The following is a 23,618-nucleotide window of genomic DNA, read 5'->3' on the forward strand; positions in this document are numbered from 1 at the left end:
GCACAATGCTGAAACCCCGCTCCATGTCCCGCCGCCGCTTCGTATTGAGCGGCGCCGCCGCCGCTGGCGCACTGATTGTCGGCTGGGGCGTCATGCCGCCGCGCCAGCGCCTCAAGGCCGGCGCCGCGCTGCCCCTGAAGAATGGCGAAATCGCGCTGAACGGATGGATTGCGATCGCCCCGGACAACACGGTCGGCGTGGTGGTGCCGCGTGCGGAAATGGGGCAGGGCGTGCACACCGCGCTGCCCATGCTGGTGGCGGAAGAACTGGACGTGCCGCTGGCATCGGTGCGCATCATGCAGGCGCCGAACGACAAGATCTACGCCAACCTTGCGGTCATGCGCGAGAACCTGCCATTCCATCCGGACGATGAAGGCAGCATCAAGGCGGTGGCGCAGCACATGCTGGCCAAGGTGGCGCGCGAACTGGGCATCGTGCTCACGGGCGGTTCATCGAGCGTGAAGGACGCCTGGCTGCCGATGCGCGAAGCCGGCGCCACGGCGCGTGCGCTGCTGGTTGCCGTCGCCGCGCGCGAGTGGAAGGTGCCGCCGGAGCAGGTGCGCACCGAAGGCGGCTACCTGGTGCACGACATCACGAAGCGCCGCGCCAGCTACGGCAGCTTTGCGCTGATGGCTTCCGTGGCTTCGCCGGGCGAAGTGAAGCTGAAAGAACCGCACGCCTTCCGCCTGATCGGCACCCCGGCGCGGCGCCGCGACACGCCCGCCAAGTCCAACGGCAGCGCGCAATTCGGTATCGACGCGCGGCCAGAAGGCATGATCTACGCGGCCGTGCGCATGGCGCCGATGATAGGCGGGACCATTGCCGGCATCAATCCGAGCCCGATCCTCGACATGCCCGGCGTGCTGAGTGTGATCGATTTCACGAATGCACTGACCGGCCAGACCGGCGCGGGAGGCGGTGTAGCGATCGTCGCGCGCACCTTCTGGCAGGCGAAGCAGGCCGCTGCGGCGCTGCCGGTCCGCTGGGAAGCGGGCGAGCATGCGCTGCTGTCGAACGAACGGATCTACCGGGAATTTGAAGAGGCGCTGGACGGCGACGAAGGCCACGTTTACCACGAAACCGGCGATGTGGAAGAAGCGAAGCGCGGTGCGCTGGCGGTATCGGCTGAATACCGTGCCCCCTTCCTCGCGCACGCCACGATGGAGCCGATGAACTGCACGGCCCAGGTCAAGGATGGCAAGGTGCGGCTGTGGGTAGGCACCCAGGTGCCCAGCATCGCCATCGACATGGCGGCGCGCATCGGCGGCGTATCGAAAGATGACGTGGAGCTGCACGAATACCTGCTGGGCGGCGGCTTCGGCCGCAGGCTCGAAGCCGACATCGTGGCGCAGGCGGTAGCGGTGGCGCGCCAATGCCAGGGGCAGCCGGTGCAGGTGATCTGGACGCGCGAAGACGACATGACGCACGACGTCTACCGTCCGGCAGCCACGGCGCGCTTTACTGCGGCGCTGGACACGGCAGGCAATATCCTCTACTGGCACAACCGCTCCGCCAGCGGCTCGCTGACGCAGCAATTCATGAAGCGCAATCTCGGCCTGCCTGCCGCGGGGCCGGACAAGGCAGCAGCGGAAGGCGAGTACGACATGCCGTACGAGATTCCGCACCAGCGCATCGAGCATGTGATTGTCGACAGCGTTGTACCGCTCGGGAACTGGCGCTCGGTTGGCCACTCGCACAACGCCTTCTTCAAGGAGAGCTTCATCGACGAGATGGCGCATGCGGCCAGGCGCGACCCGGTGGACTTCCGGCGCGGCATGCTGCTGCGGCACCCGCGCCATCTGGCGGTGCTGAACGCGGCGGTGGGCAAGGCCGGTGTGCCGGGCAAGGGGAGGGCGCACGGCGTGGCGCTGCACCAGTCCTTCGGCAGCATTGTGGCGCAGGTGGCGGAAGTGTCGGTGGAAGGCAAGGAGATCCGCGTGCACAAGGTGATCTGCGCGATCGACTGCGGCACCTCGGTCAACTCCAACATCATTTCGCAGCAGGTGGAATCGTCGGTGGTTTTCGGCCTGTCGGCAGCGCTGTCGGGCGAAATCACGTTCAAGGACGGCAAGGTCGAGCAGAGCAATTTCGGCGACTACCCGGTGCTGCGCATGCCGCAGGCGCCATATGTGGAGACCGTCATCGTCCTCAGCACCGAGCCCCCGGAAGGGGTGGGCGAGCCGGCAGTCCCCCCGATCGCCCCCGCGGTCGCCAATGCCGTCTTCAAGCTCACCGGCCAGCGCCTCCGCTCCCTCCCCCTGAAAATTGCTTAGAAATTGGGGACAGACCCTGATTTTAGAAATTAGGGTCCGACCCCAATTTCAGTCGGATCAGTCCGTAGGAATGTAGCGCCGAGGAGCGGATTAACGCAATTTCAGTGCGGGTTGCGCGTGCTCCCCACTGAAAAAATGCGCACTTGCCGACCAATGTTGCAAATTAATTGGGGACAGACCCTAATTTCTAAAAATTAGGGTCTGTCCCCAATTAAGAAATGAGGGCGCGGAGGTTGCAGTCTTGCTGCCACTGGCGGCGTTCGGCGGTGCTTTGGGCGAGGCGGGCCAGCTCGTCTTCGGGCTGGGCGGCGAGGGTTTCGATCAGGCGGTTGGCCACGTTGGGGTCAGGCAGCATGGTGCCGAAGAAGGCGACGTTTTCATGGCGCTGGATCAGCAGCGTGGGGAAGTTTTCGACGTCGAGGTCGCCCACCAGGTCGGCATGGTCCTCGATATCCACCCACAGGAAGTATTTTTCCGGATGCTTCATCGCCAGCTCTTCGAAGCTGGCGCGGTAGCTGGAGCAGGTGCCGCACCAGGCGGCGCACAGGCAGGCCACGATCAGGCGGTCCTGCGCCAGCGCGGCGGCCACTTCGGCGCGGTTATCGGCGTTTAGGGTAGTGCTGTGCATGGCTGGTATTGTACATGGCGGGTTAAAATACTGCTTATGCCTACCATTCTTGCTATTGAAACCTCGTCCGAAATGGCTTCCTGCGCACTGCTGCGCAACGGCCAGCTGTTTTTCCGTGAATCGTCCGGCGTGCGCACCCATTCCCAGGCCGTGCTGCCGATGATCCAGGAACTGCTGGCGGAGGCGGGGATTCAGCTCGGCGATTGCGACGCCATCGCCTACGGCGCCGGACCGGGTTCCTTTACCGGCGTGCGCACGGCCTGCGGCATCGCGCAGGGACTGGGCTTCGGCGCCGGCCTGCCGCTGCTGCCGGTGGTGACCCTGGAGGCCATGGCCATTGCCTGCCGCCAGCGCCACGCGGCGCAGGAGGTGCTGGCCGTGCTGGATGCGCGCATGAATGAGGTGTACTGGGCGCAGTACCGTTTCGATGGCGATGCATTGGTGGAGGTGCTGCCGGCGGTGCTCACAGCGCCGCAGCAGGTGGCGCCTGCCGGAACGCCTGCCGCTTGCGGGAACGGCTTTGCGGCCTACCCGGAGGCGTTCGCCGGAAAGGACTTCGCCGCCAGCGTGCATGGCGATGTGATGCCGCATGCTGCGCAGATCGCCGTGCTGGGCGAACGGGCTTTTGCAGCAGGCCAGGGACTGCCTGCCGCGCAGGCGCAGCCGCTCTATCTGCGCAATAAGGTGGCGTATACCAAGGCCGAGCGCGAGGGCATGAAGGCCGGGGCGCAGGCATGACGCAGGTGTGGGACCTGGCGCGGCTCGTGTACGAGCCGATGCAGGAGCCGGATATCGATGACGTGCTGGCCGTGGAGCAGGATGTGTATCCGCATCCGTGGACGCGCCAGAATTTCGCCGATTCGCTGAAGCAGGAGTACCAGGCCTGGGTGCTGCGCGACCAGTCGCGCGAGCTGCTCGGCTATTTCCTCATCATGGCCATTGTCGATGAGGCGCACCTGTTGAACGTGGCGGTGGCGCGCAAGCACCATGGCAAGGGACTGGGGCGCTTTTTGCTGAACCAGTCCGTGGCCTGCGCGCGCGGGCTGGGCATGGAGTCGATGCTGCTCGAAGTCAGGCCGTCGAATACGCGGGCGCTGGAGATTTACCGGCGCTATGGATTTAATGAGATCGGGCGCCGCAAGGGGTATTACCCGGCCGCCAATCAGCAACGCGAGGACGCAATTGTGATGCGGTTTGCCTTATGAGTCAGCTGTCACCTCGGAGCGCCGTCTTCCTGGACGAGATGGGGATCGGTACGCGCTGGGTGCTGCGCGGACGCACGGAAAGCGCTGAGCCGGAAATGTCCGCAGCCGCCCATGATGCGGTGGCCGCGCCGGAGCTGCACGGGCACGCGCCTGCTTCGGGAGCGTCCGCCAACGCGGCGGTGCAAGCCCGGAATACTGCGGGGGATGCGCCCAATCCCGCAAGCGTCGCGCCGCCTGCACCCGAGGCACTGCCAGCCCGCGACGCCGCGCAACGCGCGGCGAATGCGCCAGCCCAGGCATCTGGCGCGCCACCTGCGCATGCGCCGGCACCTGCGGCCCGCGCACCGGCGCCCGCCCCAGCGCCGGCGCCTGCCGACGCGGAATCGACCGCGTGGTTCGACGACGTGCCGGTCCCGGCGCGTCCGGCAGCCGCGCCGCCGGGGCTGCGTCCGGCTGCACGCAGCGCACCAGCGCCTGCGGAAGACGATAACTCCTGGTTCGATGACATGCCGTCCGCGCCAGCACCGGTCCGCGCCCGCCGCGAATCCGCCATGCCGGCTGTCTCCGACGAAGAGATCGCGGCCATGGACTGGCCCACCTTGCAGGCCGCCGTCAAATCCTGCACCCGCTGCAATCTGTGCCGCACGCGCGTTGCCGCCGTGCCGGGACGCGGCGACACGCAAGCCAGCTGGATCATGCTGGCCACCATGCCCACCGCCGAAGATGAATCCGCCATCGAACCGGTGGCGGGCGATCCCGGCATCCTGCTCGACAACATGCTGCGCGCCCTCGACCAGAGCACCGCGCAGGGCGCCTACGTCACGAACCTCGTCAAATGCCGCCCGAGCAATGATGATGGCAGCGAGCGCCTGCCGACCGGCGACGAGCTGGCCGCCTGCCGTCCTTACCTCGACCGCGAACTGCAGCTGGCCCGGAGCCGCGTGCTCGTCACCATTGGCCAGACTGCCGCCAAGGGCCTGCTGGGCAGCGCCGCGCGCGGCGCCATCCGCAGCTATAACGATGTGCCGGTGGTGGCCACCTACCATCCGTCCGACCTGTTGCGCAAGCCCGAGGACAAGGGCAAGGCCTGGTCCGACCTGTGCCTGGCAAAGGCCGCGCATGCCGGACGCCGCTGACACGCCTGCCGATACAAGCTACCAGGCGCAGTTCGGGCGCCGCTGGCCGCAGCTGGTGCGGCCCCACGTGCGTGCGCTGGCCTGGCTGCTGGATTCGCCCAACCTGCTGGACCCGCAAGCGCCGCAATGGCAGTCCCGCATCGCCACGCTGGCGCCGGATCCGGGCGCGGCCCAGTGGCTTGAAGAACTGGACCGCGACCCTTCTGCCCTGGATGCCGCCCTCGGCAGCAAGTTCTACTCCCGCCTCGGCCTCTACGCCGAGAAGCTGATGGCCTTCTATTTCGCCCAGCGCGGGCAGCTCGCCGCGCATGGCCTGCAGGTGCGCGCCGCCCGCAACGATACGGTCGGGGAATTCGACTTCCTGCTGCGCGTGCCCGGCGGCCTGCACCACATCGAATTCGCCTGCAAGTTCTACCTGCTGGACGGCGACACGCTGCCGGACCGCCTGATCGGCCCCAACCTGGCGGACACCCTCGGCCTCAAGATGCGCAAGATCCTGGACCACCAGCTGGCGCTGGCGCAGCATCCCGCCGCGCAGGCCTTGCTGGCGGAACCCGTGGTCGGCGCGCAGGCGCTGGTGAAGGGCTGGCTGTTCTATCCGCGCGGGCCGGTGCCCGCCATCGACGGCATCTCGCCCGGTCATTGCGCGGGTTGCTGGCGCACGCTGAGCGATTTCGCGCAGGAGGAGGGCGAGCGCTTCATCGTGCTGCCACGCCTGCTCTGGCTGGCGCCCCTGAAGCAGCGCGCCGACGCGGAAGCGCCGCAAGCCGCGCCCGCGCCGCTGCGGCGCGATGCCCTGCATGCGCTGCTGGCGGAGAAATTCCTCACCGATCCGTCGCCGGTGCTGGCCGCCGAAATCCGCGAGGAAAACGGCTGGCTGGTGGAGGTGTCGCGGGGATTTATCGTGCCGGACGACTGGCGCCACAAGGCCGCCGGACGCCGTGCGAGCGGCGCTTTGCCCGGCTGAAGAAAATCAGTGTTTGTGCTCGCCGATCAGCGCGAGCGAATCATGTTCGCGCTGATTAGCCTGGTGCAGGCGCATGATGAAGATCATGGTGCCGGCCAGGAAGAGGCCGAACAGGACGATGATGACGTTCAGCGGCAGGTGCAGACGCAGCATCAGCGAATACACGGCCAGCATGGTCAGGATCGACAGGTTCTCGTTGAAGTTCTGCACGGCGATGGAGTGGCCCGCGCTCATCAGCACGTGGCCGCGGTGCTGCAGCAGCGCGTTCATCGGCACCACGAAGAAGCCGGACAGCACGCCGATAAAGATCAGCATCGGGTAGGCCAGCCAGGTGGTGTGCACGAAGGCCATGGCCATCACCAGTACGCCCATCGCGATACCCAAGGGAATCACGCTGAGCGACTGGCGCAGCGTGATCATGCGGGCGGACATGATCGCGCCCACGGTCACACCCACGCCCACCAGGCCCACCATGCTGGTGGCCTTCTCATAGCTCATGTTCAGCGCCGTCTTGGCCCATTCCAGCACGATGAACTGCAGCGTGGCGCCGGTACCCCAGAACAGGGTGGTCACGGCCAGCGAGATCTGGCCCAGCTTGTCCTTCCACAGGATCACGCAGCAGTTCGCGAAGTCTTCGATCAGGCGTGCAGGATTGCGCTCCTGGTGCGGATACACGCAGCCGGTGAGCGGAATGCGCAGGTTGAAGGCGGCCGCCACCAGATACAGCAGGCCGATGATGCACAGCGCGGCTTCCGCGCCGGTGTCGATGCCGGTGTCGATCAGGGGCACGTCGATGCTCAGCAGCATGGCGGAGGCGCGGTCGCCCACCAGTGCGCCGCCCATCACGGTGCCAAGGATGATGGAGGAAATCGTCAGGCCTTCGATCCAGCCATTGGCCGCCACCAGCTTTTCGGCAGGCAGCAGCTCGGTGAGGATGCCGTATTTGGCGGGGGAGTAAATGGCGGCGCCGATACCGACAATCGCATAGGCGGCCAGCGGGTGCAGGTTATAGAAGAGCAGCGCACAGCCGCCGATCTTGATCATGTTGGCAATGAACATGACCCGGCCCTTGGGCAAAGAATCGGCGAAAGCGCCGACAAATGCAGCCAACAGCACGTAAAACAGCACAAACAGGAACTTCAGCAGGGGCGTAATCCAGCCCGGCGACTTCATCTCGATCAGCAGGTCGATCGCAACAAACAGCAAAGCGTTGTCTGCCAGCGACGAAAAAAACTGCGCTGCCATGATGGTATAAAAACCACGTTTCATTCTTGGGGCTCGAAAACTGATCTCGGCTTGCTTTATACCATGAATAGTAAGCTTTCCAAAGAAAAGGCAAGGGCGCTTAAGCCTCCTCTCAGGTAAAATCCCGGCTTCTCTTTACTGCCGTAAACTTCCATGCCAAGGCCTATCACCGCGACAATTCATGTTGCTTCTATGACACATAATCTGGCCCGTGCAAAGGCTTGCGCACCGGGCTCGAAGGCCTGGGGTGTGGTCAAGGCGAATGCATACGGCCACGGCCTGGAATATGCGCTGCGCGGTTTCGCGGCGGCGGACGGCCTGGCCCTGATCGAGTTCGACAACGCAGCGCGCCTGCGTGAACTGGGCTGGAGCAAGCCCATCCTGCTGCTGGAGGGCTGGTTCGATACCGCCGACCTGCACACCATGGCGCAGCATGGCCTGGACGGCGCCGTCCATTGTCCCGAACAGATCGCCATGCTGGAATCGGTGCAGCTGGATGCAAAGATCGACGTTCACCTCAAGATGAATACCGGCATGAACCGGCTCGGCTTCCGTCCGGAGGCTTTCGGCGCGGCCTATGCCCGCCTGCGCGCCAACCCGAATGTGGGGGGCATCACGCTCATGACCCACTTCGCCAATGCCGACGAAACGGCTCACCAGTGCGTGCCCATCCGCGAACAGATCCGCCGCTTCAATGAGGGCGCGGCCGGCCTGCCGGGCGCCTGGAGCCTGTCGAATTCGGCGGGCGTGCTGCAGATGCCTGCGCTGGCGGATGAACTGCGCAGCGACTGGATCCGTCCCGGCATCATGCTGTACGGCGGTTCGCCGGGCGGCCAGAGCGCCGAAGCATTCGGCCTCAAGCCGACCATGACGCTGGCGAGCGAAATCATCGGCGTGCAGGAACTGCAGGCCGGCGACTTCGTCGGCTACGGCAGCCGCTTCCAGGCCGATGGCGCGATGCGGGTGGGCGCCGTGGCCTGCGGCTATGCGGACGGCTATCCCCGCCACGCGCCGACCGGCACTCCGATCCTGGTGGATGGCGTGCGCACCCGCACCATCGGCCGGGTGTCCATGGACATGCTGATGGTGGACCTGACGCCGGTGCCGCAGGCCGGCGTGGGCAGCCGGGTGGTGCTGTGGGGCGAGGGCATGCCAATCGACGAGGTGGCGGCGGCGGCCGGCACCATCGGCTATGAACTGATGTGCGCCATCACGCAACGCGTGCGCGTACTGGAAGGCTGAGCAATGGCCAAGGCGAAGACGAATTACACCTGCACCGAATGCGGCGGCACCAGCAGCAAGTGGACGGGCCAGTGCTCGTCCTGCCAGCAGTGGAATACGATGGTGGAAACCGTCATAGAAAGCCCGGGCGCCAACCGTTTCTCGCAGAGCCAGCACCAGTCGCTGGCGCAGACCGCGCCGGTGCTGTCGCTGAACGATATCGAGGCGCTGGATGTGCCGCGCTTCGGCACCGGCATCGAGGAGTTCGACCGGGTGCTGGGCGGCGGCCTGGTGGCGGGCGGCGTGGTGCTGATCGGCGGCGATCCCGGCATCGGCAAATCGACGCTGCTGCTGCAGGCACTGGCCAATATGTCGCAGGTGAAGAGCGTGCTCTATGTGAGCGGCGAGGAATCCGGCGCCCAGATCGCCTTGCGCGCCAAGCGCCTGGCCATCGATGCCAGAGAGCTCAAGCTGCAGGCCGAGATCCAGCTGGAGAAAATCCTGAACACCCTGGCCGACCTGAAGCCCCAGGTGGCCGTGATCGACTCGATCCAGACCCTGTATTCCGATGCCCTGACCTCGGCGCCCGGTTCCGTGGCCCAGGTGCGCGAATGCGCGGCCCAGCTCACGCGGGTGGCCAAGCAGAGCGGCATCACCATCATCCTCGTCGGCCATGTGACGAAGGAGGGCGCGCTGGCCGGCCCGCGCGTGCTGGAGCACATCGTGGATACCGTGCTCTATTTTGAGGGCGACAGCCATTCCAGCTTCCGCCTGGTGCGCGCCATCAAGAACCGTTTCGGCGCCGTGAACGAACTGGGCGTGTTCGCGATGACGGAGAAGGGGCTCAAGGGCGTGTCCAACCCGTCCGCCCTGTTCCTGTCCCAGCACGACAACCAGGTGCCCGGCTCTTGCGTGATGGTGACGCAGGAGGGCACCCGCCCGCTGCTGGTGGAAATCCAGGCGCTGGTGGATGCCAGCCACCTGCCGAACGCGCGCCGCCTGTCCGTGGGCCTGGAGCAGAACCGGCTCGCCATGCTGCTGGCCGTGCTGCACCGCCATGCCGGTATCGCCGCCTTCGACCAAGACGTCTTTATCAATGCGGTGGGCGGCGTAAAGATTACAGAGCCCGCCGCCGATCTTGCAGTGTTGCTCGCAATCAATTCTTCGATGCGCAACAAGGCTTTGCCGCGCGGCTTCGTCGTCTTCGGCGAGGTGGGACTGGCGGGCGAAATCCGCCCCGCGCCGCGCGGGCAGGAGCGGCTGCGCGAGGCCGCCAAGCTGGGCTTCTCCATCGCCATGATTCCCAAGGCAAATGCACCAAAACAGCCCATTGAAGGGATGACGATCATCGCCGTGGACCGCATCGATGATGCGTTCACGCGACTTCGGGAATTTCAATGACATGCCTCATGGCAACTTAGCTGAATGCGCAGTACAATGGCTGGAATCGGTTCACTTTAACCAACCAATTTCCAGTCGGACTTCAAAGTGCTAGTTGATCAGCGGCAAGGGGCGCGCAAGATCCTGCGTACGCGCGCCATGTGGTTAGCGGACGGCGGCAGCCCCCAGGCTGCCCGCACCCTCGATCTCGGTACCGGTGGCGTGTCCATCGCGACGGACTATCGGCTGGACGTCGGCCGGACCGGGCAGGTGGTCTGGGAGATGCTGGTCGACGGCAAACCCCAGATTGTCACTGTCCGCGTCAAGGTGGCCAACTGCATCCTCGGCGACAACCAGTTCAAAATCGGCTTCACCTTCCAGCCCCTGGACCACGAGGCGCAGAACGCCATCAACAAGTTTATGCGGTGATTTCCGGTTTGTTCCGGCGTTTGCTTGTTGGGCCATATGGGATAATAATGAGGTCTATTAAAGGATAGCCTTATGTCGAACGCCGGCAATATCATCTCCGCCATGTATGGCAACAGCAGCAGTAGCGCCACCTCCGGCGCGCTGTCGCCCACGGTTGCGGCCAAGGTGCAGCAGACGCTGGCCGCGCAGAAGGGCACCATCGACAAGCTGAACGCCAGCCTCACCAAGGACCAGACCAAATTGTCCGGCCTCGGCCAGCTGCAAAGCGCTCTGTCGGTATTCCAGAATATCGCGGAAAGCCTGGCGGGAAAGGGCCTGAGCACCAGCGCCACCTCGTCCACCAAGGGCGTGCTGAGCGCCAGCACCACTTCCGGCGCAGCGGCAGGCACCACCCAGATCGACGTCAAGCAGCTGGCGCAGAACCAGATTCTCAACAGCGATCCGCAGCTGGCCGCCAATACGCAAATTGGCCTGGGCGGCAGCGCCGTCATTAAAGTTGAGATCGGCACGGGCGGCAAGGACAACACGAAAAACATCACCATCGACCCGGCCAGCAGCACGCTGGACGGCATTGCGGGCGCGCTGAAAAAGGCGGGCGTGGATGCCAGCGTGGTCAAGGGCAGCAGCGGCTATGTGCTCCAGGTGCGCAGCGAGAGCGGCGAAGCGAAGGAACTGAAGATCAGCGTGACCGGCGACGCGGGCGTGAAAAACCTGTTCAATAATCTGGATGAGGCGCAGGCCGCGCAGGACGCCGTGCTCACGGTGGACGGCAAGGAAGTGCGCAGCGCCGGCAACACGCTCACCGATGCGGTGAAAGGCGTCACGCTGAACCTGAGCGGCACCGGCAAGACCGACCTCACCGTGTCGCAGGACAGCAGCCAGATCTTGAAGAACGTGAAGAATTTCGTGGCCGGTTTCAACGACCTGTCCAACCGCCTGTCCGCGCTCGCGGGCGGCGCCCTGAAGGGCAATGCCTCGGTGTCGCAGGCCAGCAGCCAGCTCACGCAGCTGATCAGGAACGACAGCGGCGACCTGGCCAATGCCGGCATCACGCTCGGCACCGACGGCAAGCTGCAGCTGGACGAGAAGAAGCTGGCGGCAGCCATCACGGCCGATCCCGATGCGGTGAGCAAGCTGTTCACCAACGAGGGCAGGGGCCTGGCCGACCAGCTGGACAAAAAGATCGACGGCCTCACCGGCACCGGCAGCGCCATCAAGCGCGAGACCGCGCAGGTGGGCAAGGAGCTCGATTCGCTGCTGGACAAGAAGGACAAGCTGGCCACCTCGCTGACCAAGCAGGCGCAGGCCCTGGCCCAGCTCTACACGATGCAGGAGCAATCCACGAACAACCTGCTGGGCGGCCTGAATGGCCCGCGCTCGCTGTTCGACATGCTGGCCTGATCCCCGCCGTAAACGAATAAGGCTCCGGCAGCGGCCCTCGCGAAAGGGCCGTTGGCGGAGCCTGCGCCGCCTGGGCGGCGAGTGCTATTCGTGATAGCGGTCGTGCATGTCATGGGCTCCCTTGCTTTCCGAGAGCAGCTCAAAGGCGATGAGTGCTACCGTGGCGCAGAAGATCCCGATTGTGAGCAGGTAAGGCATGGTTGCTCTCCCCGTAGGTGCTACATACTGGTGCTACGTATAAACTTTAGCACTTACCAAGGGCAATGCAAGCATCTTATTTCACCACCAGGTCGGCCGACATCACGGCCTTGAGATAGATACTCTCCGGGTCGCCCGGTTCGCGCTGCGAGAACCACCATGCAGCGGCCTTCTTCATCTCCCAATCCAGCGCTTCTCCCGTCATCAGCAGCGCGGCGGCCTGGCCCAGCGTGGGCTGGTGGCCCACGATCAGCACGGTATCCTTCCCGTTCGGCCAGTTCGCAGCCTGCAGCACGGCTTCCGGCTCCGCGCCGGGCACGAGTTCGGGATGGGTTTTGTATTTGCGGTCCAGGCCTTCAGCGGTCTGGATCGTGCGTACGGCGGGGCTGGCGAGAATGCGGCAGCCGTGCGGCAGCTGCGAGTCCAGCCACTGGCCCATGCGCTTGGCCTGCTTCTGGCCTTTCGGCGTGAGCTGCCGTTCGAGGTCGGGCAGGCCTTCGTCTCCCGGTTCCGCTTCTGCGTGACGCCACAAGATCAGGTCCATGCGCTCTCCCGTAAAAGGCTGTCAGTCTGTGCTGTCGGCGGACTGCGTGCCGAGCGTTTCCATCAGGTGCTGCTGGGCGCTGAAAGGCAGCTGCTTGCCGCGCGGCTTGCGGCGCTGGTAGTGGCCGTCCGGCTCCAGCTCCCATGCATTGGAGTTGTCTTTCAGGTAGGGGTTCAATCCCTCGGCCAGCACGCGGCGTTTCAGGTTTTTGTCCAGCACCGGGAAGGCCACTTCGATGCGGCGGAACAGGTTACGGCTCATCCAGTCCGCGCTGGCGAGATAGATGTCGTGCGCCAGGTCGTTGCGGAAGTAGTAGATGCGGCTGTGCTCGAGGAAGCGGCCGATGATGGAACGCACCTTGATGTTCTCGGACAGGCCCGGCACGCCCGGTTTCAGCGTGCAGGCGCCGCGCACGATCAGGTCGATCTTCACGCCGGCTTTGGAGGCGTCATACAGCGCCCGGATCACCGATTCGTCCACCAGCGCATTCACCTTGGCGATGATGCGCGCCGGACGTCCGGCCTTGGCGATCTTGGCCTCGTTCCTGATGGCCTTGATGATCTCGCTCTGCAGCGAGAACGGCGCCAGCCAGATATGGTGCAGCTTGGCCGGCTTGGTCAGGCTGGTAAGGTGCATGAACACTTCATTGACCTCGCGGCCCAGCGCCGGGTCGCTGGTCAGCAGGCCGAAGTCGGTATAGAACTTGGTGGTGGTGGGGTGGTAGTTGCCGGTGCCGAGGTGGGCGTAGTAGTGCAGCTCGCCCGCTTCGCGCCGGATCACCAGCGCGATCTTGGCGTGCGTCTTCAGGCCCACTACGCCGTACACCACCTGGGCGCCCACCTGTTCCAGCTTGTCGGCCCAGTTGATATTGGCTTCCTCATCGAAGCGCGCCATCAGCTCCACCACCACCGTCACTTCCTTGCCCATGCGCGCGGCGGCGATCAGCGCTTCCATCAGGTCCGAATTCATGCCGGTGCGGTAGACCGTCTGCTTGATGGCCACCACGTTCGGGTCCAGCGCCGCGCTGCGGATGAAATCGATCACCGTCTGGAAGGACTGGAAGGGATGGTGCAGCAGCATGTCCTGCTGGCGCAGCGAGGCGAAGATGTCGGCGTTGGCGGTCTTGTGCAGCATGCCCGGCACGAAAGGCGGGAAGCGCAGCTCGGGCGCCTGCACGTGGTCCATGATCTCGTTCAGTCGCACCATGTTCACCGGGCCGTCCACCTGGTACAGGCGGCTGCTCTGCAGGCCGAACTGGTTGAGCAGGAAGCTGGACAGCTCCAGCGGGCAGCTCTTCGCCACCTCCAGCCGCACCGAACGGCCGAACTGGCGGCCCTGCAGCTCGCCCTTGAGCGCCTGGCGCAGGTTTTTCACTTCGTCCTCGTCCACCCACAGATCCGAATCGCGCGTCACCCGGAACTGGGAATAGGCCAGCACCTCGCGGCCCACGAACAGGTCCGAGATATGGGCGTGGATCACGGAGGACAGCAGGCAGAAAGAGATGCCCGGTTCGTCGGACAGCTCGTCCGGCAGGCGGATCACGCGCGGCAGCATGCGCGGCGCCTTCACAATGGCAATCGCCGTGCCGCGGCCGAAGGCGTCCTTGCCGCTCAGCGACACGATAAAGTTCAGCGACTTGTTTACCACCTGCGGGAAAGGGTGGGCGGGATCGAGGCCGATCGGCGTCAGCAGGGGCCGCACCTCGCGTTCGAAATAATCCTTGACCCAGGCGCGCTGCGCTTCATTGCGCTGGTTGTGGCGCACGATGCGCACGCCGTTCGCCTGCAGCAGCGGCAGCACTTCGGTATTCAGTATTTCATACTGCCGCGCCACCAGGGCATGGCACTCGGCGCTCACGCGGTTCAGCGTCGCGGTCAGGGCAGGGTGCTCGGTGTGGCTGCCGTCCACACTGGCCGCCGCCAGCAGGCTGGCCACGCGCACTTCGAAGAACTCATCCAGGTTGCTGCTGACAATACATAAATAGCGCAGCCGCTCCAGCACCGGAATCCTGGGATCTTCCGCCTGCGCCATCACGCGCCGGTTGAAGGCGAGCTGGGACAGCTCGCGGTCCAGGAAGATAGCCTGCTTGGAGGCTTCGCTGCGAGTCTCTGGCTTCATGCTCTTATCTTTTCGATATCTTTTCACGCGAACAAATTCTAGCGCCCCACGCTTTTTACAGGCGCGCGAGAGAGTGTAGATAGGAAATATGACAGGGCTGTGACGGGGCTTTTTGAAATATTTCAGCTAATGGCGGATATGTCATAAAGCTGTCACATTGGCCGCATACACTTCGCAGCATTCAAACCCCAACCCCGTAGAGGAACTTTGATATGCGTATGAAACAAGTGTTCGCCTCCCTGATCGTAGGTGTTTCCGCAGCAGTGGCGACCGCCGGCGTGTTCGCGGCGGACGTGACCGGTGCTGGTGCATCCTTCCCTTACCCGATTTACTCCAAGTGGGCTGAGTCGTACAAGGCAGCTACCGGCAATGGCCTGAACTATGCTTCCGTCGGTTCCGGCGCCGGCATCAAGCAGATCAAAGCCAAGACCGTCGATTTCGGCGCGTCCGACATGCCGCTGAAGGCGGAAGAACTGGATGCCGATGGCCTGATGCAGTTCCCGGTCATCATGGGCGGCGTGGTTGCCGTGGTCAATGTGGACGGCATCACCCCCGGCCAGCTGAAGCTGACCGGCCCGGTCATCGCCGATATCTACCTGGGCAAAATCACCCAGTGGAACGACGCCGCCATCGCTGCCCTGAACCCGGGCGTGAAACTGCCGGCAGCCGAAATCACCGTGGTGCACCGCGCTGACTCCTCCGGCACTTCCTTCCTGTTCACCGACTTCCTGTCCAAAACCAGCCCTGAATTCAAGACCAAGGTTGGCGCCAGCACCGCAGTGAAATGGCCGGTAGGCGTGGGCGGCAAGGGCAACGACGGCGTGGCCGCGAACGTGCAGCGTATCAAGGGCGCGATCGGCTATGTGGAATGGGCTTACGCCAAGAAGAACAAGCTGTCGCACACCCAGCTGAAGAACAAGGACGGCGTGTTCCTGCAGCCTGACGACGAGAACTTCAAGGCCGCTGCCGCCAACGCCGACTGGACCAAGACCCCAGGCTTCGGCGTGGTGCTGACCGACCAGGCAGGCAAGGCTTCGTGGCCGATCACCGGCGCTTCCTTCATCCTGATGCACAAGCAGCAGGCTGACGCCAACAAGGGCAAGGAAGTGATCAAGTTCTTCGACTGGGCCTTCGCCAACGGCGACAAGGCTGCGGTGGAACTGGACTACGTGCCGATGCCTGAAGCCGTGGTCAAGCAAGTGCAGTCCTCCTGGAAAGCGAACCTGAAAGACGCTTCCGGTAAAGCCCTGTACTAATCGGACCTGCTCCCTCGGCCCCGGCTGAGGGAGTTAGCCGGGACCTCCCGCCCACGGGGGCTCCCGGCTAACTACCATCTATAAGAAAATGTCCATGAGCGCAGAAATCACTTCTCCGACGCTGTCCGTTCAGGAGCCCGACATGAACGAGGCCGCAGTCCAGGCAGCCCTGCAGTCCACCATGCGCAAGCAGCGCATCCAGGACTTCCTCTTCCACAAGCTGACCATGCTGTTCGCACTCTCCGTGCTGTTCGTGCTGGTCGGCATTATCGTTTCGCTGGTGATCGGCGCCATGCCGGCCTTCAAGGAGTTCGGGCCGAAGTTCATCACCACCGTCGAATGGGATCCGGTCAACGACCAGTACGGCGCCCTGATCGCCATCGTCGGCACCCTCGTCACCTCCGGCATCGCGCTGCTGATCGCCTTCCCGGTCAGCTTCGGCATCGCCTTGTTCCTTACCGAGATCTGCCCTGTGTGGCTGCGCCGCCCGCTGGGTACGGCGGTTGAACTGCTGGCCGGCGTGCCCTCCATCATCTACGGCATGTGGGGCCTGTTCGTGTTTGCGCCGCTGTTCGGCGACTATGTGCAGCCCTTCCTGAAAGCGACGCTGGGCCATGTGCCGCTGCTCGGCGTGCTGTTCAAGGGCCCCACCATGGGCATCGGCCTGCTCACCGCAGGCATTATTCTTGCCGTGATGATCATTCCCTTCATCGCCTCCGTGATGCGCGACGTGTTCGAGATCGTGCCGGCGGTGCTGAAAGAATCCGCATACGGCCTTGGCTGCACCCGCTGGGAAGTGGTGCGCAAGATCGTGCTGCCTTATACCAAGTCCGGCGTGGTCGGCGGCGTGATGCTCGGCCTGGGCCGCGCGCTGGGCGAGACCATGGCCGTTACCTTCGTCATCGGTAATGCCAACAAGCTGGGTTCCAGCCTGTTCTCGCCGGGGAACAGCATCGCTTCCACCCTGGCCAACGAATTCGGCGAAGCGGCCACGCCGCTGCATGTGTCCTCGCTGCTGTCGCTGGGCCTGATCCTCTTCATCATCACCCTGATCGTGCTGTCGGCCGCGAAGCTGATGCTGGCCGGTATGTCCCGCAAGGAGGGCGTGAAATGAGCAACCCCGTGAGCACCCCAATGAACCCTGTCTACCGCAAGCGCCTGCGCACGCACCGCATCGGCATCGCGCTGTCGGTGGGCGCCATGTCGCTGGGCCTGATTTTCCTGCTGTGGATTCTTGCCACGCTGCTGATCAACGGCTTCTCCGCGCTGAGCGTCAACCTGTTCACCCAGTCCACGCCTGCGCCCGGCACCGAAGGCGGTGGCCTGATGAACGCCATCGTCGGCTCGCTGATGATGGTGGGCCTGTCCACGGCGGTGTCCACGCCGATCGGCGTCCTGGCCGGTATCTACCTGGCCGAATACGGCGATGAGAACAAGATCGCCCAGCTGACCCGCTTCGTCACGGACGTGATGCTGTCCGCGCCGTCCATCGTGATCGGCCTGTTCGTGTACACCCTGTACGTGGCGAACGTAAAGCACTTCTCGGGCTACGCCGGTTCCATCGCGCTGTCGCTGATCGCCGTGCCGGTGGTGGTGCGCACCACCGACAATATGCTGCGCCTGGTGCCCAACAGCCTGCTGGAAGCGGCCTTTGCCCTTGGCGCTCCGCGCTGGAAGGTGGCGATGATGGTGCGCCTGCGCGCCGTGAAGGCCGGCGTCATCACCGGCATCCTGCTGGCTGTAGCCCGCGTGTCCGGCGAAACCGCGCCGCTGCTGTTCACGGCCCTGAGCAACCAGTTCATGAGCCTGGACATGAACAAGCCGATGGCCAACCTGCCGTACGTGATTTACCAGTTCGCGATGAGCCCTTACGACAACTGGCGCGAGCTGGCCTGGGGCGGCGCGCTGCTCGTCACCTTCAGCGTGCTGGCGCTGAACATCCTGTCGCGTACCGTCTTCACGCAAAAAGCACCGAATTAAACAGAATATGACTACGACCATGAGCCAAGAGAACAGCAAACGCAAGATCATCGAGATTTCGGGCCTGAACTTCTTCTACGGGAAGACCCGCAGCCTGCATAACGTGAACCTCGACATCCACGAGAAGCAGGTGACGGCTTTCATCGGCCCGTCCGGCTGCGGCAAATCGACGCTGCTGCGCACCCTGAACCGCATGTATGACCTGTATCCGGGCCAGCGCGCGGAAGGCCAGATCATGTACCGCGGCCGCAATATCCTGGAATCGAACCAGGACCTGAACATGCTGCGCGCCAAAGTGGGCATGGTGTTCCAGAAGCCGACCCCGTTCCCGATGTCGATCTACGACAACATCGCCTTCGGCGTGCGCCTGTACGAAGACCTGTCGAAAGGCGAGATGGACGAGCGCGTGGAATGGGCCCTGAAGAAGGCGGCGCTGTGGACCGAAGTGAAGGACAAGTTGAACAAGAGCGGCCTGTCGCTGTCCGGCGGCCAGCAGCAGCGCCTGTGCATCGCGCGCGGCGTGGCGGTGAAGCCCGACGTGCTCCTGCTGGACGAGCCGACGTCCGCACTCGACCCGATTTCGACCTCGAAAGTGGAAGAGCTGATCAGCGAACTGAAACAGGACTACACCATCGCCATCGTCACCCACAATATGCAGCAGGCCGCGCGCTGCTCCGACTACACCGCCTATATGTACCTGGGCGAGCTGGTGGAATTCGGCGAGACCGACCAGATCTTCATGAACCCTGCGCGCAAAGAAACGCAGGACTACATCACCGGCCGTTTCGGCTAAGCAGAACAACAATCGGGAGAAACCGCCATGATGGGTGAACATTCAAGCAAACAATACGACCTGGACCTGGAAGCGATCCGCTCCAAGGTGCTGCTGATGGGCGGCATGGTCGAAACGCAGTTCCTGGACGCGATGACCTGCTTCCGCATCGGCAACCTGGAACGCGCCGAGCGCGTGATGCGCGACGACGACGCCGTCAACCAGCTGGAGCTGCAGCTGGACGACGCCTGTAGCCACCTGATCGTGCGCCGCCAGCCGGCCGCGAACGACCTGCGTACGATCATGGCCACGATCAAGGTCATCACCGACCTGGAACGCATCGGCGACGAAGCTACCAAGATCGCGCGCACCGCCAAGGCCCTGCACAGCCGCGGCGCCGTGACCGTGAACCACTACGAGATGGTGCGCGGCATCGCCAACGCCACCAGCGACATGCTGCACGACGCGCTGGACTGCTTCGCCCGCAATGACGGCGCCCAGGCGCTGCAACTGATCGCGCAGGATGCGATCATCGACCACGAATTCCGCTCCATCATGCGCAACCTGATTACTTTCATGATGGAAGATCCCCGCACCATTTCGGCAGCGCTGGATACCATGTGGGTGGCAAAGGCCATCGAACGCATCGGCGACCACGCCAAGAATATTGCCGAGTATGTGATCTATGTGGTGGAAGGCCGTGATATCCGCCATTCCAAGCCTGCGGCGACTGACGCCGAGCCGAGCAACGAGTAAAATAGCAGCATGGCATCCGACAAAACGACTGTACTGATTGTTGAAGACGAACCGGCCATTGTAGAACTGGTCACTTTCTCGCTGCGCGACGCGGGCTGGAACTGCTGCGCCGTGCAGAGCACGCAGGAGGCCTGGGATTTCATCCACCAGCGCACCCCGCAGCTGATCCTGCTGGACTGGATGCTGCCCGACCAGAGCGGCCTGCGCCTGCTGGCCCGCATCCGCGGCGACCGCAATTTCGCCGATATCCCGATTATCATGCTGACGGCAAAGAGCATGGAAGAGGACAAGCTGGCGGGCCTGAACAGCGGCGCCGACGACTACATCACCAAGCCTTTTTCGCCGCGCGAGCTGCTGGCGCGCGCGCGTGCGCTGCTCCGCCGCAAGACGCCGGAGCATGCCGATACGGCCATGCGCGCGGGCCCGATCACGCTGGATCCGGTGAGCTGCACGGTTTCGATGGGCGAGAACAAGATCGATATCGGCCATGCGGAATACAAGCTGCTCAAGTTCTTCCTGGCCCACCCCGAGCGTGTGTTCTCGCGCAGCCAGCTGCTGGACAAGGTGTGGGGCGACCACGTGGTGATCGAGGAGCGGACCGTGGACGTGCATGTGCTGCGCCTGCGCAAGGCGCTGAAGGAAGCCGAGCACCTGATCAAGACGGTGCGCAGCGTCGGCTACATGCTGTCCGAGAAAACATGAGCCCGAAACTGCTGTTCTGGGTGCCCGTGGCCCTGAGGATGGGGCTCCTGCTGGGCGGCGTCGGCTTGTTGTGGTGGTGGTTCGATGCGGTGTCCGCGCTGGTGGTGGGCATGCTTGCGCTGGTGGCCATGCTGGTGGTTCAGCTCAACTACCTGTTCCAGCTGAGCGGCTGGCTCGATCACCCGCAGAGCAGCAAGCTGCCGGACGGCTGGGGCGCGTGGACCGGCATTTTCTCCCGTCTCTACCGCCTGCGGCGCGACGATGAAAAAAACCAGGCCGAACTGACCGAATGGCTGGCCCGCTTCCGCCAGGCCATGCATTTGCTGCCGGACGGCGTCGTCATCATGGACGACGTGCTGTTCCTCGAATGGTGCAACCCGGCGGCCGAAGAGCATCTGGGCCTGCGCCATGACCGCGACAAGGGCATGCGCGTGACCAACCTGGTGCGCAGCCCGGATTTCATGGACTACCTGATCCTGGGGCGCTACGACCAGCCGCTGACGCTGAGCTTCCGCGGCCGCAAGCTGATCGTCCACATCATCCCCTTCGAAAACCGGCGCCAGATCCTGGTCACGCACGACGTGACGGAAACGCAGCGTGCCGAAATGATGCGGCGCGACTTCATCGCCAACGCCTCGCACGAGCTGCGCACGCCGCTGACCGTGATCGTGGGCTTCCTCGAAATCGCCGCATCCGAGCAGCTCGATGCGAAGACGCGCGAAGCGCACCTGAAGCTGATGATGGAGCAGGGCCACCGCATGCAGAACCTGATCGAGGACATGCTCACGCTGTCGCGCCTTGAATCGGTGGACCATCCGATGCGCCCGGAGCACGTGGACATCCGCAAGATGATGGAGCAGATCCTGCGCGACTCGCAGGGCCTGTCCGCCGGCAAGCACGACATCTCGCTGGAAGTGGCGGGCGGCGACGTGATGGGCGCCTACGAAGAGCTGTACAGCGCCTTCGGCAACCTGGCCTCGAATGCCGTGCGCTACACGCCGGCGGGCGGCAAGATCTTCCTGCGCTGGGAAGATACGGACAAGGGCGTGCGCTTCGTGGTGCAGGACAGCGGCATCGGCATCAGCCCCGAGCACATCTCGCGCCTGACGGAGCGCTTCTACCGCGTGGACAAGAGCCGTTCGCGCGAAACGCAGGGCACGGGCCTCGGCCTGGCCATCGTCAAGCATGTGCTGCTGCGGCATAGCGGCACGCTGACCATTACCTCGGAGCCGGGGCAGGGCAGTACCTTCACGGTCAACCTGCCCAAGTCCCTGGCCTGGGCTCCTCAAGCGGCAGCGCTCACGGCCTGAACTTCCCGGCCGCCGGGGGCGGCCATCTGTTAGTATTTGCCGATGGGAAATCTAACGGCCTTCCGCGCCCGTCTCAATACCGCGCGCGGCATCCAGTTTGCGTACATCGTCACCTCGCTCCTGGCAAATATCCTCGGCAGTGTCCTGAATACCGGCAATGAGGGCGGCCCGCTGTTCGGGCCGGCCGACATGGCCTATATGCTGTTCGATAACTTCTTCATGTACCTCTGGTACCGCACGGATGCGATCGAGCGCGGCATCCACAGGCCCCGAGTACTCAACATCCTTGTGATCGTGCTGGGTTTCTTGACCATCCTCTATTACGTGCTGTGGTGGGACAAAGCGCGCAGCAAGGGCAGGGTGCTGCTGAAATTCGCGATTATCGTCCTGCTGCATGTGGTGGCCTTCGTGCTGGGTATCTTCCTGTCGGACATGCTGTTCCCGCAGGAAGCCGGAGCCGGGTGGTGATGCCGGACCGGCGCATACGGTACAATCCGCGGTTCAACTGAGCAGATTGACCCATGCATTTAAACCGTTTGATTCTTGCCGTCCTGGCCGCCGCTGCGCTGGCCGGATGTGGCAGCACCCCCGCCACCCGGAGCACGCCGCCTGTCCTTACGCCCGGCGCCACCACCACGGCTCCCGACGGCACTCCGGCGGCGCCGCCCGTGATTCCTCCGGCGCTCGGTGATAACACCCCCACCAACCTGCCGCCCCCTGCGCCAGTGCTGCGCAAGGTGAAGATCGGTCTCGCCCTGGGAGGCGGCGCCGCGCGCGGCTTTGCCCACATCGGCGTGATCAAGGCGCTGGAAGCCAACGGCATCGTGCCGGACATCGTGGTCGGCACCAGCGCGGGCAGCGTGGTGGGCGCCATGTACGCGGCCGGGAACAATGCGGCGGCGCTGCAGAAGATGGCCAACGAGATGGACGAAGCGGCCATTTCCGACTGGGCGCTGCCCCTGTTCAGCAAGTCCTCCGGCGTGCTGAAAGGCGAGGCGCTGCAGACCTATGTGAACAAGGCAGTGCAGTACCGCCCGATCGAAAAGCTCAAGCTGCCCTTCGGCGCAGTGGCGGCCGACCTGAAGACGGGCCAGCCCATCCTGTTCCAGCGCGGGAATACCGGCATGGCGGTGCGCGCCAGTTCGGCGGTGCCCGGCGTATTCCAGCCCGTTACCATCGGCAGCCATACCTATGTCGACGGTGGCCTGGTGGCGCCGGTGCCGGTGCGTTTTGCGAAAGAGATGGGCGCGGAGTTCATCATCGCCGTCAATATCTCCACGCAGACCGAGGCCCAGGCCGCGATCTCCTCGCTGGAAGTCATCATGCAGACCTTCAGCATCATGGGCCAGCGCATCAACCAGTATGAATTGCGCGACGCCGACATCGTGATCCAGCCGCCGCTCGGCAATATGGGCAGCAGCGACTTCGCCAGCCGTACGCGGGCCATGCAGGCGGGCGAGAAGGCCACGCTGGCGCTGATGGCGCAGCTGAAGCAGAAACTCAACAAGGTGCGGCGCGAGGCGCCTGCCGTTCAATAACCACGCATAAGGACAAGAACAAATGCAGACCAAACCATTCCTCACCCTGGCCGACGTCAAGAAGATCGCCGCTGCGGCCGAAGCGGAAGCGCTGGCCAATAACTGGGCCGTATCGATCGCCATCTGCGACGACGGCGGCCACCTGCTGTGGCTGCAGCGCCTGGACGGCGCCGCGCCGCTGTCCTCGCACATTGCCCCGGCCAAGGCCAAGACCTCGGCGCTGGGCCGCCGTGAATCGCGCGTGTACGAAGAGATCATCAACAACGGCCGCGTGGCCTTCCTCAGCGCCCCTGAGCTGGACGGCATGCTTGAGGGCGGCGTAAACATCGTGGTGGACGGCCACACCATCGGCGCCGTGGGCGTTTCCGGCGTCAAATCCAACGAAGACGCGCAGATCGCCAAGGCCGGCATCGCCGCCCTGTAAGCAGCAGGCGCACGGCTTGTGAAAAGGCGGCCTTTGGGTTATAATTCAAAGGTTTAGCCAAATCACATCTACCGTAGCGCCTACCACTCACACCCATCATCATCTGACCGCAACCTGGCCTCACGCCGGGATTCC

Annotated in this window: 23 protein-coding genes; 19 read left to right on the forward strand and 4 right to left on the reverse strand. The window is 64.1% G+C overall.

The genetic code is table 11. The annotated features are described in order from the left end of the window. Nucleotides 1-5: 5 nt before the first annotated feature. Nucleotides 6-2,273, forward strand: coding sequence for a xanthine dehydrogenase family protein molybdopterin-binding subunit (locus ACJRPG_RS06060; protein WP_407999143.1), 2,268 nt, complete (start codon nt 6-8; stop codon nt 2,271-2,273). A gap of 211 nt (nt 2,274-2,484) precedes the next feature. Here the strand turns inward: ACJRPG_RS06060 and ACJRPG_RS06065 are convergent, their stop codons facing one another. Continuing rightward, on the reverse strand, nt 2,485-2,901 hold the full coding sequence (locus ACJRPG_RS06065) for a thioredoxin family protein (protein WP_407999144.1): 417 nt from the start codon (nt 2,899-2,901) through the stop codon (nt 2,485-2,487). A 36-nt stretch (nt 2,902-2,937) separates the two neighbouring features. On the opposite strand from ACJRPG_RS06065, the gene tsaB reads away from it, so the two are divergent. From tsaB to ACJRPG_RS06085, 4 genes are read left to right on the forward strand one after another with little or no spacing between them, the layout of a single operon-like run. After that, complete coding sequence (tsaB, locus tag ACJRPG_RS06070; RefSeq protein ID WP_407999145.1) at nt 2,938-3,639, forward strand: tRNA (adenosine(37)-N6)-threonylcarbamoyltransferase complex dimerization subunit type 1 TsaB; 702 nt, start codon at nt 2,938-2,940, stop codon at nt 3,637-3,639. Further along, a complete protein-coding gene (gene rimI, locus ACJRPG_RS06075) occupies nt 3,636-4,106 on the forward strand; it encodes a ribosomal protein S18-alanine N-acetyltransferase (protein WP_407999146.1) in 471 nt (156 codons plus the stop codon). The genes tsaB and rimI overlap by 4 nt, the downstream gene beginning before the upstream one ends. Beyond that, a complete protein-coding gene (locus ACJRPG_RS06080; RefSeq protein ID WP_407999147.1) occupies nt 4,103-5,242 on the forward strand; it encodes a uracil-DNA glycosylase in 1,140 nt (379 codons plus the stop codon). Before rimI ends, ACJRPG_RS06080 begins: the two co-directional genes overlap by 4 nt. Beyond that, nucleotides 5,226-6,209, forward strand: a complete 984-nt coding sequence (locus ACJRPG_RS06085) for a DUF1853 family protein (protein ID WP_407999148.1) — start codon at nt 5,226-5,228, stop codon at nt 6,207-6,209. The genes ACJRPG_RS06080 and ACJRPG_RS06085 overlap by 17 nt, the downstream gene beginning before the upstream one ends. 6 nt (nt 6,210-6,215) lie before the next feature. Here ACJRPG_RS06085 and lplT read toward each other — a convergent pair whose 3' ends face one another. After that, nucleotides 6,216-7,478, reverse strand: a complete 1,263-nt coding sequence (lplT, locus tag ACJRPG_RS06090) for a lysophospholipid transporter LplT (RefSeq protein WP_407999149.1) — start codon at nt 7,476-7,478, stop codon at nt 6,216-6,218. Between the two features lie 129 nt (nt 7,479-7,607). On the opposite strand from lplT, the gene alr reads away from it, so the two are divergent. From alr to fliD, 4 genes are all read left to right on the forward strand, one after another. Continuing rightward, complete coding sequence (gene alr / locus ACJRPG_RS06095) at nt 7,608-8,696, forward strand: alanine racemase (RefSeq protein ID WP_407999150.1); 1,089 nt, start codon at nt 7,608-7,610, stop codon at nt 8,694-8,696. A gap of 3 nt (nt 8,697-8,699) precedes the next feature. Next, nucleotides 8,700-10,076 (forward strand): DNA repair protein RadA, encoded by a 1,377-nt coding sequence (radA, locus tag ACJRPG_RS06100; RefSeq protein WP_407999151.1) that lies wholly within the window; start codon nt 8,700-8,702, stop codon nt 10,074-10,076. A gap of 87 nt (nt 10,077-10,163) precedes the next feature. Beyond that, nucleotides 10,164-10,484 (forward strand): PilZ domain-containing protein, encoded by a 321-nt coding sequence (locus ACJRPG_RS06105; protein ID WP_407999152.1) that lies wholly within the window; start codon nt 10,164-10,166, stop codon nt 10,482-10,484. A gap of 72 nt (nt 10,485-10,556) precedes the next feature. Continuing rightward, entirely contained in the window at nt 10,557-11,885 is a 1,329-nt protein-coding gene (gene fliD / locus ACJRPG_RS06110; protein WP_407999153.1) for a flagellar filament capping protein FliD, read from the forward strand. A gap of 274 nt (nt 11,886-12,159) precedes the next feature. Here the strand turns inward: fliD and ACJRPG_RS06115 are convergent, their stop codons facing one another. Next, nucleotides 12,160-12,627: a SixA phosphatase family protein gene (locus ACJRPG_RS06115; protein ID WP_407999154.1), complete on the reverse strand. Its 468-nt coding sequence runs from the start codon at nt 12,625-12,627 to the stop codon at nt 12,160-12,162. Between the two features lie 21 nt (nt 12,628-12,648). Further along, nucleotides 12,649-14,745 carry a polyphosphate kinase 1 gene (gene ppk1, locus ACJRPG_RS06120; protein ID WP_407999155.1) on the reverse strand — a complete coding sequence of 699 codons (2,097 nt, stop codon included), beginning with the start codon at nt 14,743-14,745 and terminating at the stop codon, nt 12,649-12,651. 218 nt (nt 14,746-14,963) lie between these two features. Between ppk1 and pstS the strand changes: the two genes are divergently transcribed. The 10 genes from pstS to ACJRPG_RS06170 all read left to right on the forward strand — a co-directional run bounded on the left by pstS (nt 14,964) and on the right by ACJRPG_RS06170 (nt 23,483). Further along, entirely contained in the window at nt 14,964-16,001 is a 1,038-nt protein-coding gene (gene pstS / locus ACJRPG_RS06125) for a phosphate ABC transporter substrate-binding protein PstS (RefSeq protein ID WP_407999385.1), read from the forward strand. A 142-nt stretch (nt 16,002-16,143) separates the two neighbouring features. Further along, nucleotides 16,144-17,115 carry a phosphate ABC transporter permease subunit PstC gene (pstC, locus tag ACJRPG_RS06130; protein ID WP_407999156.1) on the forward strand — a complete coding sequence of 324 codons (972 nt, stop codon included), beginning with the start codon at nt 16,144-16,146 and terminating at the stop codon, nt 17,113-17,115. Further along, complete coding sequence (pstA, locus tag ACJRPG_RS06135) at nt 17,112-17,981, forward strand: phosphate ABC transporter permease PstA (RefSeq protein ID WP_407999157.1); 870 nt, start codon at nt 17,112-17,114, stop codon at nt 17,979-17,981. Before pstC ends, pstA begins: the two co-directional genes overlap by 4 nt. A gap of 19 nt (nt 17,982-18,000) precedes the next feature. After that, nucleotides 18,001-18,774 carry a phosphate ABC transporter ATP-binding protein PstB gene (gene pstB / locus ACJRPG_RS06140; RefSeq protein WP_407999158.1) on the forward strand — a complete coding sequence of 258 codons (774 nt, stop codon included), beginning with the start codon at nt 18,001-18,003 and terminating at the stop codon, nt 18,772-18,774. A 27-nt stretch (nt 18,775-18,801) separates the two neighbouring features. Continuing rightward, nucleotides 18,802-19,509 carry a phosphate signaling complex protein PhoU gene (gene phoU / locus ACJRPG_RS06145; RefSeq protein WP_407999159.1) on the forward strand — a complete coding sequence of 236 codons (708 nt, stop codon included), beginning with the start codon at nt 18,802-18,804 and terminating at the stop codon, nt 19,507-19,509. Between the two features lie 9 nt (nt 19,510-19,518). After that, entirely contained in the window at nt 19,519-20,211 is a 693-nt protein-coding gene (gene phoB / locus ACJRPG_RS06150) for a phosphate regulon transcriptional regulator PhoB (protein WP_407999160.1), read from the forward strand. Then, nucleotides 20,208-21,521 carry a phosphate regulon sensor histidine kinase PhoR gene (gene phoR, locus ACJRPG_RS06155; protein WP_407999161.1) on the forward strand — a complete coding sequence of 438 codons (1,314 nt, stop codon included), beginning with the start codon at nt 20,208-20,210 and terminating at the stop codon, nt 21,519-21,521. Before phoB ends, phoR begins: the two co-directional genes overlap by 4 nt. Before the next feature lie 42 nt (nt 21,522-21,563). Further along, nucleotides 21,564-21,989, forward strand: coding sequence for a hypothetical protein (locus ACJRPG_RS06160; protein ID WP_407999162.1), 426 nt, complete (start codon nt 21,564-21,566; stop codon nt 21,987-21,989). 53 nt (nt 21,990-22,042) lie between these two features. Further along, a complete protein-coding gene (locus ACJRPG_RS06165) occupies nt 22,043-23,059 on the forward strand; it encodes a patatin-like phospholipase family protein (protein ID WP_407999163.1) in 1,017 nt (338 codons plus the stop codon). Nucleotides 23,060-23,081: 22 nt separating this feature from the next. Continuing rightward, entirely contained in the window at nt 23,082-23,483 is a 402-nt protein-coding gene (locus ACJRPG_RS06170; protein WP_407999164.1) for a GlcG/HbpS family heme-binding protein, read from the forward strand. The last annotated feature ends 135 nt before the right edge of the window (nt 23,484-23,618 follow it).

This window comes from Pseudoduganella rhizocola (assembly GCF_045984285.3).
In the GTDB taxonomy this organism is placed as follows: Bacteria; Pseudomonadota; Gammaproteobacteria; order Burkholderiales; family Burkholderiaceae_D; genus Rugamonas.